8 protein-coding genes are annotated in these 11,381 nt (G+C 36.2%); 2 read left to right on the top strand and 6 right to left on the bottom strand.

Features of this window, described 5'->3' with window-relative positions:
• Positions 1 to 126 precede the first annotated feature (126 nt).
• Positions 127 to 576 carry a pyridoxamine 5'-phosphate oxidase family protein gene (locus MYP_RS17685; protein ID WP_045466382.1) on the bottom strand — a complete coding sequence of 150 codons (450 nt, stop codon included), beginning with the start codon at positions 574 to 576 and terminating at the stop codon, positions 127 to 129.
• Positions 577 to 655: 79 nt separating this feature from the next.
• Here MYP_RS17685 and MYP_RS17680 point away from each other — a divergent pair, with 79 nt between their 5' ends.
• Positions 656 to 1,045: a hypothetical protein gene (locus MYP_RS17680; protein WP_045466833.1), complete on the top strand. Its 390-nt coding sequence runs from the start codon at positions 656 to 658 to the stop codon at positions 1,043 to 1,045.
• Here MYP_RS17680 and MYP_RS17675 read toward each other — a convergent pair.
• The 5 genes from MYP_RS17675 to MYP_RS17655 form a co-directional block, all read right to left on the bottom strand.
• Positions 1,042 to 2,301, bottom strand: a complete 1,260-nt coding sequence (locus tag MYP_RS17675; protein ID WP_045466379.1) for a metallophosphoesterase — start codon at positions 2,299 to 2,301, stop codon at positions 1,042 to 1,044. The two genes, MYP_RS17680 and MYP_RS17675, sit on opposite strands and share 4 nt — an antisense overlap.
• A 10-nt stretch (positions 2,302 to 2,311) precedes the next feature.
• On the bottom strand, positions 2,312 to 5,734 hold the full coding sequence (locus MYP_RS17670; RefSeq protein WP_045466830.1) for an efflux RND transporter permease subunit: 3,423 nt from the start codon (positions 5,732 to 5,734) through the stop codon (positions 2,312 to 2,314).
• 115 nt (positions 5,735 to 5,849) lie between these two features.
• Positions 5,850 to 6,962 carry an efflux RND transporter periplasmic adaptor subunit gene (locus MYP_RS17665; RefSeq protein WP_045466826.1) on the bottom strand — a complete coding sequence of 371 codons (1,113 nt, stop codon included), beginning with the start codon at positions 6,960 to 6,962 and terminating at the stop codon, positions 5,850 to 5,852.
• 37 nt (positions 6,963 to 6,999) lie between these two features.
• Positions 7,000 to 8,370: a TolC family protein gene (locus tag MYP_RS17660; protein ID WP_045466376.1), complete on the bottom strand. Its 1,371-nt coding sequence runs from the start codon at positions 8,368 to 8,370 to the stop codon at positions 7,000 to 7,002.
• 11 nt (positions 8,371 to 8,381) lie between these two features.
• On the bottom strand, positions 8,382 to 8,990 hold the full coding sequence (locus MYP_RS17655; protein WP_197060120.1) for a TetR/AcrR family transcriptional regulator: 609 nt from the start codon (positions 8,988 to 8,990) through the stop codon (positions 8,382 to 8,384).
• Positions 8,991 to 9,165: 175 nt separating this feature from the next.
• Between MYP_RS17655 and MYP_RS25350 the strand changes: the two genes are divergently transcribed.
• Positions 9,166 to 11,379: a response regulator gene (locus MYP_RS25350; protein WP_052430317.1), complete on the top strand. Its 2,214-nt coding sequence runs from the start codon at positions 9,166 to 9,168 to the stop codon at positions 11,377 to 11,379.
• The last annotated feature ends 2 nt before the right edge of the window (positions 11,380 to 11,381 follow it).

The raw sequence follows: 11,381 nt of genomic DNA, 5'->3' as shown, positions 1-11,381 counted from the left end.
TTATAATATAGATAGTCTCTCTACACTAAGAACTTTTACACTTCAGCATTTATGTTTTTCTTTAACAGATAAAGAAATTTTGAATGAGATAAACCAACTTCATTCAAAATTTCTTTAATCTTCTATTTATGATTTAACTGCATCTTTACTCATTTCCCAAACCTGAATCATTTTTCCTGTTCTGGAGTCCCAATATTCAGCTTCATCAATAGAAACCTTTAAAAGACCTAAATCCGGATCTTCTAAACCTCCAGGAAAATAAGCTGTTAACACAGGCTTCCAAAGCTCCTGCATTTTGAGCGGATCCTTGACAACTTCAGCTTTACCTGTTACAGAAACAAAGACATTTTTCTGAATATCCGAATATGTAACGTTGATACAACTATTAATCCGAATATCTTCAACCTTTTGAGAGTCAAAGTTTGTAAAGAACCAAACCAATCCTTCACACTCCGTTTGCATGGTGGTCATAGGAACACTTCTAAGACATCCGTTACTTTCAACAGTTGTTAGCATTGCAATTTTGATATCCTTGATCATATCATGCAATTCAGTATATTTTTTACAGGTCACCATATCAAATCTTTTACAGGTCCATTATATTTGTAACAACTAAAAAAGTTTGTTTGTTTATTATTGTATGAAGGATGAAGCGATGAACAAGTCAGAGGTACTGGACCATTTCAGGGAAATATTCTGGGATGCTTTTCACAGGCCAGACTTGAAAACGGAAAGATACTATCAGCTTTGGCATAGGTTAGAGCCAATAAGTGATCTTCTTGCCGGACCTTTGTTTTCTGTTTTTGAAAAGGGGGAATACGATTATGTTTTCCATGATAAAAAAAGGTTCCCCAATATGCATTCAGCAGATGATTTTATGGATTGGTGTATGGAAAAAATTAACCATTACCAGGAAGCGCTGATCGCAGAGGTTCCGAATAACGAACCTGAAAAAAAAGACCAACAGCTTTTATCCTATCAGACAGAAGTAATGATGCAGCTTGCAGAAATGGCTTATTTCTTAAAGACTTCAGAGAATCTCTAAGCTTTGGAAAGTTCTATAAGGGTAATCTCCGGAGGCATTCCTATTCTTCCTGGAAAACCAATAAAACCGAATCCTCTGTTTACATAGATATATTGATTATCTTCTTCATACAGACCGGCCCATTGTTTGTATTTGTACTTAACAGGACTCCATTTTATGCCGGCTGCTTCAATGCCAAACTGAAAACCATGTGTATGTCCGCTAAAAGTAATATCAATATCGGGATATCCAGGTCTTACCTGGGCATTCCAATGACTGGGATCATGTGAAAGCAAAAGCTTTACAGGATACTTTTCTGTTCCTGAATAGGCTTTATTCAGTTTACCATATTTGGGCCAGTTCTCTCCTTTGCCCCAGTTTTGTACGCCTAGAAGAGCGATCTCATCATTTCCTTTCTTCAAAACTCTATGCTCATCCATCAACAGGTCCCACCCCATTCTTTGGTGAGCATTCATTATACTATTAAGATTTTCAGTCCTCTCCTCTCTGCTTTTCCAAGGGACATAGTCACCATAATCATGATTGCCCAGCACAGAAAACACTCCCATCGGTGCTTTGATTTCCTTAAATACTTCAATATAGCTTTCAACTTCCGTAGCTCTGTCATTAACAAGATCTCCGGTAAAGAATACCAAATCCGGTTTTTGATCATTTAACAATTTAACCCCTCTTTTAACGGCAGACTTATTATAAAAGCTCCCAGCGTGAATGTCGGAGATGTGAGCAATTCGAAGTCCATCAAATGAAGAAGGAAGATTCTTTAACTTAACCTTAACCTTCCTGACTCTATAATCATGTGCTCCGAATACAATGCCATAAACCATTCCGAAAAAAGGTACTGCAGCCACTGCAAGTCCTGCCTTTAATAAAAATTCGGACCTATTGATTTCAGCGCCTGAAGCAAGAGGCTGATGATTAACCAGTAAAGATACTTTCTGAAATACCCATTTAAAAAGACGAATAATATCATCAAGCACCAGAAAAATAAAATAAATGAATTTTGTAAAATAAACAGTTACTACACTTCCGAAATAGACAACCTTCATCAGCCTAGTCCACTTTTCCGGACTGGCAGCAAAATACATTAAGCCCGCCAGAGTAAACAGTGTGAAACCCCAGTAAAGTGCATAGATCAGCTTTCTGATTAAAGGAGTGTAAGAGTGAACCAACACTCTTACACCCTGAAATACATATACATCTATAACCAGAAAGATTATTAAAACAATGGACAAAAAACTAAGATTCCGGTTACGCATGTGTGTGTTACTATTTATCTAATAATGCTTTGTTCTCTTCAGTTTCTGAGATATCAATTATTTCCCCTGTATAAATGTGATCAGTGTGTTTTTTCGTATATCCTATTCTGACTTTTAAATTGTCTACAAGAAGATACATCACCGGCACCAAAATCAGAGTCAGGAAAGTAGCAAAGATCAATCCGAAGATCATAGTCCATGAAAGTGGTCCCCAGAACGCTACACTGTCACCTCCAAAGAAAATATGGGGGTTAAACTCCGTAAATAAAGTAACAAAGTCAATATTAAGACCTACAGCAAGAGGAATCAATCCCAACATGGTGGCAGTTGCCGTAAGCAATACAGGAGTCATCCTTGTTTTACCAGCCAGGATAGCTGCTTCTTTAGTAGTATAACCCTGTTCTTCCAGATAGTGGGTAAACTCAACAAGAAGAATACCATTTCTTACTACTATACCACCCAATGCCACTATACCTACTCCGGTCATTACAACAGACATGTCCATTTTAAATATGGAGAACCCTAAGAATACACCGATTGTAGAGAATAGTATTTCACTTAGAATGATAACCGGTTTAGATATTGAGTTGAACTGAGTTACCAATATGAGAAATATCAGACCTATCGCTGCCAGACCTGCAAATCCGAGGAATGCACCGGTTTCTTTCTGATCTTCCTGCTCACCTGTCATATCTATAGATATACCTTCAGCTCTTGGAAAATCCTTGATAGATTTGGTAATCTTACCAACCACTTCATTACCGTTATAACCTGTAAGGATGTTTGAATACACAGTTACAAGTCTCTTTTCATTTTTCCTATTGATACCACCATAGGTATCAGTGAATCTTATTTTAGCTACAGAAGATAAGGGAACCTGACGTACTATACCACCCATATTCATATCCCTGTAGGTTATTTTTGAGTTCATCAAACCTTCGATATCATTTCTCTGAGCGTAGTTGTATCTCAACTGAATCGGATAATCATCTTCGAAATCCCTGAATTTAGAAATTTCGCTTCCAAACACAGCATTTCTGATTTCCATACCAATTTGTCCTGTAGAAAGACCTTCAGCATTTGCTTTTTGTCTGTCTACCTCAATAACAATCTCTGGTTTGTTTTTCTGAACATCAGATTTAAGCTTCTCTATCCCTTCGATCCCTGAATTTTCAAGATACTTGATAAGCTTTTCAGACTCCGAAATAAGTAGTTCATAATTATCACCACTCATTTCAATGTTAATAGGCTTGCCGGTCGGAGGTCCGCCCTGCTCCTGCTCCACTGTAATTTCAGCACCAGGAATACCTTTTACTGCTTCCCTTATTTTATCTAGATAAGTCAGAGACGATTCTCCATTTCTGTCCGCAAAATTTACGAAAGCCACCGTCACCTTTCCTTTGTGTGGAGAAACGCTAAGATCTGGCTGATTTGGATCTCCGGCACCAACAGCTACGTTGGAGATAACTGACTTTACTATCGGATTATTTTCCCCTATTACATTAAACACTCTTTTTTCAACTACCTTAGTAATTGAATCAGTGTATGCCTGATCTGTACCCACAGGTAGAGAGATATAAGAGAAAATAAAATTAGGCTCACTTTCTGGGAAGAACACTACTTTAGGAGTTCTTATAGAAAACACAACTATTGAGAAGAAAAACATTCCTATTGTTCCAAGTAGAAGCCACTGTGGGTTCTTTTTATTTAATGCCCATCTTAATAGTCTTTCATATTTATTCTGGACCCCAGGCCATGTTTTTTCCTGGAAGTTTTTAATAACTTTTGTCAGAACAAATTTATTCAGCAGGAATAACAGGTAGAATGTAACGACCAAATTCCCTATTCCGAATAAACCAGAAAGGTAGAATATTGATGCTAGTGCAATAAAAATGACAGAAGTTATCTTAAACCCTTTAGTAATTTGCCCATGAACATTTGCTTCTTCATGCGGCTTCATAAAGTCTACTGCAAACACTGGGTTGATGATATAAGCTACAAGCAGAGACGCCAGAAGGGTTACTATCAAAGTGATCGGAAGGTAATACATAAATTCTCCGATAACTCCAGGCCAGAAAAGCAATGGAACGAATGGAGCCAATGTGGTCATTGTACCTGAAAACACAGGAAGGAAAACCTCACCTGCGGCTTGTTTGGCTGCCTGTTTAATAGGCACTTTACCATTATCAAATACCCTGTGTGTATTTTCGATAACCACAATAGCGTCATCCACAACAATGCCAAGCGCAAGAAGAAAACCAAAAAGCACAATCATATTCAGAGTAAACCCTGCGCCATCCATTACCATAAAGGCAATAAACATTGACAAAGGAACAGACATAGCCACGAAAATAGCATTGGTTGTTCCCATGAAAAACATCAGAATCACTGTTACCAGTATAAATCCGATGATAATGGTATTAATAAGATCGTGTAGTGTTACCCTTGTCTGATCAGCCTGTTCACCAGTAACTGTGATGTTAACTGATTTAGGATATTTACTTTCCTTCAGTTCTTTGATAAGATCGTTAATCTGATCAGAAACCTCTATTAGGTTCTCCCCACCCATCTTAATTACATTAAGCGTAATTACATTTTTTCCATCCAGACGTGCATAGCTTTCTTTTTCTTCGTAACCATCTACTACCTCAGCCACATCTTTAAGATAAATGACAGCTCCCGATGAAGATCTTATCACCAAATCTTTAAGATCTTTGGGGTCTTCATATTCACCTTTAATTGTAATGGTACGTTTCATACCATCCATTTTCAAGAGCCCTCCTGAAAGGTTAACGTTTTCAGAAGCCACAGCCATTCTGATATCATTCATGGAAACATTCGCAGCTTCCATTTTCATCTTATCAACATTTATCTGAATTTCTCTTTCCAGCGCTCCGATAATATCCACTCTTCTGATACCTTTAATAGATTCGATTCTGTCTTCAAGGTCATCAGCATACTTTTTCAGCTTGTCAAGTTCGATATCACCAGAAACGTTAACGTTCATGATAGGTACCTGAGAAACATCTATTTCAATTACTTCAGGTTCAAACTGTCTGTCAGAAGGCAATTCTGTTTTTGCCTTATCTACAGCGTCTTTCACCTTTTGCAACGCATTAGTAACATCAACGTCGGTTTTAAATTCAACTATAACACTTGAATAATCCTGAATGGAGTTACTTGTAACCTTTTTCACACCGGCAATAGCCTTTACCTCTTTTTCGATAGGTTTGGTGATAAGATTTTCTATATCCTTTGGAGATGCTCCAGGATAAGGAGTGCTGACATACATCTGGGGAAAAACAATTTCAGGGAATTGTTCCTTAGGCAAAGCGAGATAAGTAAAAATACCTGCAATGGTGATGATGATGGTCAATACATATATACTGGTTTTATTGTCTATCGACCAGCTACTGACTTTAAATTCTTTCATCTTTTTGTCTGTTTTAACTGAGCGCTTCAAGCAATGCTTTGAGCTGACTTATTAAAAATGATTTGAGATTATAAAGGGAAAGAAAACTTTTCCTTTATAATCTTATTTAATATTATTAAAATGTTACAGGCTGACCATCTACGATATCCTGATAACCAACAGTAATAAGTTTATCACCTTTGTTCAAGCCTGATAAAACCTCAGCGCTGCTGCGGTATGTTTTACCTGTAGTAATCATTTTTTTCACAGCAACACCTTTGTCTGCAATGAATACATAGTCACCCTGATCTGAATGCTGAATCACATTTATAGGAATAATGATCACATCAGTTTTCTCATAATCTTTAATCTTTACATTAGCGATAAGATTAGCCTTAAGATTTTTAACACCTTTAGCATCCAGTTCAACCTGGAAACTTCTGTTTATTGCATTGACAACGTCACTTACTACAGTTACTTTAGTTTTTGCAGTTTCTTCCACATCCGGGAACGTAAGAATTGCTTCATCACCCTTTCTTATTTTAGATACATAAGATTCAGGTATTTCAGCTAAAATCTTGAATGCACTTGAATTAATAACTCTGAAAGCAGGTGCCCCAGGAGCTGTAACTTCACCCTGGTTAGGGAAAATCTCATCGACAACTCCATCAATAGGAGATTTAATTTTAGTCAATTGATGTTGTTCGATTAAAGATTCTTTTCTTTTCTCCAGGGACTCCTTATTGTTTTTAGCAGATAAATACTGAATTTCAGAACCTATCTTTTGATCCCAAAGTCTCTTTTGTTTTTCATAAACATTGGTAGCAAAAGCAAGCTGAGTATTTACTTCTTCAATTCCTTTTTGAACTATAGCATCATCAATAGAAGCCAGAAGAGTTCCAGCTTTTACATACTGGCCTTTCTGTACATAGATTTTTTCAATAGTTCCGCTTGCTTTGGAAACGAGTGTGATATTTTTATCTGTATCAACTTTGCCCTGTACCTCAACATAGTGTCTGAAAATGCCTGGTTCCAGAGTATCTATTGAAACATAAACAGGTTTAGTCACTACTTTCTTTTTCCCACCAGCTAGAGAAATTTCTTTTTCCAAAGAAGCTATCTTTGTTTCCAACTCCTCATATTGTTTTTTATAATTAGCCAGTTCAGCTTCTTTTTTCTCAAGATTGTTTGCCGACTTGCAGGCAAACATTGCAACTGCCAAGCTTATGTAAAAAAATCCTGCTTTCATACTTTTGGTTATGTTTGTGTTTATATGTCTTTTCATATTATTCAGTTGCTAATGTTCCTAAAGCTTTTTTATAATCAAGTTGTGCTACTAACAAATCATATAATGCATTGTAGTAATTGGTCTGCGCATCTCTGAGAGCATCCTCAGCATTTGTAACTTCAATGTTTGTTCCTACCCCCTCAGCATACTTGATTTTAACTACCCTAGCAACATTAGTTGCTAAATCCATATTTTTCTGTTGCACTTCAAGGGTCCTGATCGCATTGTTTACAGTAATTTCACTCTGCCTAACCTGCATATCTATTGTATTTTTCAATGCAAGTATAGCATTTTCTGTCTTTCTCAATTCCAGCTTCTTTTGTTGCCCCCTATAATGCCTTCCAAAGCCATCAAAAATAGGGACATTCATATTTACACCTAAAAGAGCATACGAATACCATTTGTACTGAAAAAGATTTACAAACTTGACATCTTGCCTGGTATAGCCACCTGTAGCAAAAGCAGAAATACTTGGATAGTAACCCGCTTTTACATTTTTTAGATCCAGATTCTGCAAAATTTTCTGATTTTCCAATAAAGCATATTCGATTCTTTCATTGTAATTAGCTTTAGTTCCCTTTAGCAGTAAACTTTCGGAACTATTTAAAGCAAGTGTATCTGCTGCACGAATAGGCTCCTCAATAGGCATTCCCATTTGGAACTTTAAAAGCATTTTACTGATGTCTAAACCAGAATCAAACTTCGATTTATCGGAAAGTAAATTATTAAGACTTACTTCAAGTCGATCCAGATCTATCTTCTCAATAAATCCATTTTCATACATTTGCCTGGATTGACGAACAGTTGAATCCAGTGTGGCAATGCTGCTATTCAGTCTGTTGATCCTTTCCTGAGTAATCAACACCAGATAATAAGCCTTCGTCACATTATCCACTGTCTGGATTTTAGATTGTTGGATGGTCTTTTGAGCCAGGCTCTGATATGCTTTTGCTGCTTTTAAACCAACAAAATAAGAACCGTCAAACAACAGCTGACTAATAGTTGCACCTGCATCTCCCGAGCTGGGCAACTGGAAAAGGTTTTTTGCAACCAAAACATCTCCACTCACCTCACCGCCGGCTGTTCCAAAGGATGAAGCAAAAGGATTCGATTTAGCAAAAAACATATTACGCAGTTTCGAATTCTCAATCATCGATACAGTACCGTTGATTTGAGGTAAACCAATTGCCTGGATTTCTCCAACCCTTGCCTTTGCTATCTCTGCATCCAGAGTAGTGTTCAGATATGTAGCCTGATGTTCCAATGCATAATCTATACATTGTTTGAGTGTATAACTGCTGTCTGTTTGCGCAAATACTCTTGTTACGCTGCAGAGCAAAGTAAGTAGAAAAATATACCTTGTTTTCATATAAATGTATTTCAATCTTCTTCCTGGATTTTTTTGTATTGGTTAATTAATTTATGTCCTTTTAATGTGCAGATTCCGTGAAGGAAATAATCTATAAACTGCATCTGCAGTTCCTGAATCGGGAATTGTAGTGGAGGAAAAACAGCAATGTTAAATCCAAGTTGAATCTCCTCTATCCTAAGCCTTGCTATCATTTCCACATTGATATCCTGTCTGAAAAGTCCCTGAATCTTGCCTTTATTCAATATATCTACAATATATCCCTTAAGGCATTTTTCCTTATGATCCACCCAGTTTTTATAAGCTTTTGGGAAATATCTTTCGACCTCAAAAAGTATAATTGAATTTATATTCCGAAATGAATCTCTTATATATTCTGATAATTTTATAAGCTCATCTATAGGATCGGCTGCTAAATCAGCAATCTGAAGATAGCTTTGCTCCCTTTCCTTCAGATGATTATTCATTACCTCACAAACAAGCTCATTCTTATCTTTATAATATTGATAAATGGTTTTTTTGGAAATTCCAAGGTTCCTAGCAATCTCATCCATTGTGATGATTTTCACACCGTAACTCAGAAAAAACTCTTCTGCGCCTTTTACTATTCGTTCTTTCATTTCAATGGGCATTATTTCTCCACAAAACTATGGAAACTTTTTAAAGACCCAAAGTTTCCGTGGTTTATTTTTTTTAAAAAAATTATTTTATAATTGATTTTGAATACAAAAGGAATATTAAATTGGTCAAAATTGATTAAAAAGGAATATTTTAACGGGCGGAGATACTACTGAAATGTTTGATTTGAATAGTATTAAGGAACCAATTTTTATTTTGGATCTAAATGGGAAAATCATTGAAAAGAATAAAGCCGGAGATGATTCCTTAGCTTTATTTTTCAAAGAAGGCATTATCAAAAAACCTCTTCATCAGCTATTTGACTTATGCCTGAAAGAGAATACCTCCAAAGACATTCAACTTTGGGGATATTCAAAGTACCTTATTACCTTCCAAAAGAACAATGAAAACAGGGTGATAGGACAATTCAGCCTTTTACCCCAAGAAATGACAAAGAGCACGACTTCAAAAGAAAGAATCAATCTTCAGGAAATCATAGACAATCTACCTCTTAACATTTATCTGAAAAATCCCTCAGGAGAAATTATCTATATCAATCCATATTTTCAAAGGTCAGATTCAGGATTAAACAAAAGCTTTCTTGGACTCACTGCTATTGATTATTTGGATAAAGAAACTGCAACAAAGGTTCAGGCGGAAGAAAAAGAAATATGGAGATCAGGCCAATCGAGGATGACTGAAAAATCCATGATCATTAATGGACAGTCAAAATCATTCCTGACAGGCAAAGTTCCTGCAGCATTTCCTGATGTTGGCAAGGTACTATTATGTTATAGTATTGATATTACCCAACAAAAACAGACGTCTGAAATTTTAAAAAAAGAAAAGGAACATGCGGAAGCTTCGTCTAAGGCTAAAGAACAGTTTATTTCCGTTATTAGTCATGAGATTAGAACTCCTATGAATACAGTGGTTGGCATGACTAATCTATTGTTGCAAAGTCAACACTATCCTGAACAACGAGATTACCTAAACGCTCTTAAGGCATCTTCGGATAATCTGCTAGCCATAGTTAATGACATCCTTGATCTTTCAAAAATAGAGTCAGGAAAAATATTCTTTGAGCAGACCGATTTTTCTCTTCGTAACTTATTAGAAGACCTGAGGAAAACATTTGCTTTCAAGGCGGCTGAAAAGAATGTATTGATCACATTAAATGTAAGCAACGACATTCCCCTTTACCTGAAAGGAGATCCTTTCCGACTAAATCAAATTTTATTAAACCTTATTTCAAATTCTGTAAAATTTACTGAAGTAGGAACCATAGATATAGTAGCAGATTTAATAGAATCTTCCCCAAAGGAGATACAGATATTATTTACAATTAAAGACACAGGAATTGGAATACCAGAGGAAAAACTCTCTTTAATCTTTGAAAGCTTTACTCAGGCAAATCTCGACATATCAAGGAAATATGGAGGTACTGGATTAGGCCTTACTATAACAAAAAAGCTAATCGAACTTCAAGGTGGGAACATAGGTGTTGAAAGTAAAATTAATGAAGGTTCAAAGTTTATTTTTAATCTGAAATTCATCAGATCCCAGAAAACTAAAATAAGGGTGCCACCGGAATCTTCCATAAATAAATTTCAAGGATTGGATAATCTCCGACTTCTTGTGGTAGAAGATAATAAAATGAATCAGCTTGTAGTCCTTAAATTTCTTGAAAAACAGAACATACAAGCAGACATTGCAGAGGATGGCCCTCAAGCCCTGGAGCTGTTGAAAAACAAGGAATATGATCTTATCCTAATGGACATACAAATGCCGGGAATGGATGGCTACAAAGTAAGTGAAATAATCAGAAAAGAATTTTCTGAGCCGAAAAGCAGTACCCCAATTATAGCTTTAACAGCTATGGCGTTGTCTGAGGTCCAGGAAAAGATAAAAGTATATGGAATCAACGATTATATATTAAAACCTTTTAGCCCTGACAGTCTCTTCTCCAAAATAGCTGAAAATGCAGGTAATATAACTAAGGACACAACTCCAATTAAAACTCTTCAACCAGTGATTACAAATCAAAAACACACTGACCTGACTTATCTGATCAATGCATCTGATAATAATGCAAGCTTCATCAAACAAATGATCGAGATCTTCCTTAAGCAAACACCTGATTTCTTAAGTGAATTAAGGACTTTTCATGACAATCAGGACTGGGAGAACTTCAGAAAAGTAATGCACAAAATGAAGCCCACCATTAAGATGATGGGCATTAATGAATTGAACAAAAATGTTGAGTTTATTGAAACTTCAGTAAAGCAACAACAGAATCTATCTGAAGTTTCTTCTCATCTGAGTATCATAGATACAGTATGCCAATCATCTTTTAAGGAGCTTCAACAGGAACTGGAGAGGCTTCCCTGATA

The organism is Sporocytophaga myxococcoides, from assembly GCF_000775915.1.
GTDB classification, from domain to species: domain Bacteria; phylum Bacteroidota; class Bacteroidia; order Cytophagales; family Cytophagaceae; genus Sporocytophaga; species Sporocytophaga myxococcoides_A.
Note: the sequence above shows the minus strand (reverse complement) of the source record. Positions and strands in the feature narration are given on the sequence as shown.

Excerpts from the sequence above, each read along its gene's own strand:
- MYP_RS17685 (WP_045466382.1), bottom strand. The coding sequence starts at position 576 with ATGGTGACCTGTAAAAAATATACTGAATTGCATGATATGATCAAGGAT.
- MYP_RS17680 (WP_045466833.1), top strand. The coding sequence starts at position 656 with ATGAACAAGTCAGAGGTACTGGACCATTTCAGGGAAATATTCTGGGAT.
- MYP_RS17675 (WP_045466379.1), bottom strand. The coding sequence starts at position 2,301 with ATGCGTAACCGGAATCTTAGTTTTTTGTCCATTGTTTTAATAATCTTT.
- MYP_RS17670 (WP_045466830.1), bottom strand. The coding sequence starts at position 5,734 with ATGAAAGAATTTAAAGTCAGTAGCTGGTCGATAGACAATAAAACCAGT.
- MYP_RS17665 (WP_045466826.1), bottom strand. The coding sequence starts at position 6,962 with ATGAAAGCAGGATTTTTTTACATAAGCTTGGCAGTTGCAATGTTTGCC.
- MYP_RS17660 (WP_045466376.1), bottom strand. The coding sequence starts at position 8,370 with ATGAAAACAAGGTATATTTTTCTACTTACTTTGCTCTGCAGCGTAACA.
- MYP_RS17655 (WP_197060120.1), bottom strand. The coding sequence starts at position 8,990 with ATGAAAGAACGAATAGTAAAAGGCGCAGAAGAGTTTTTTCTGAGTTAC.
- MYP_RS25350 (WP_052430317.1), top strand. The coding sequence starts at position 9,166 with ATGTTTGATTTGAATAGTATTAAGGAACCAATTTTTATTTTGGATCTA.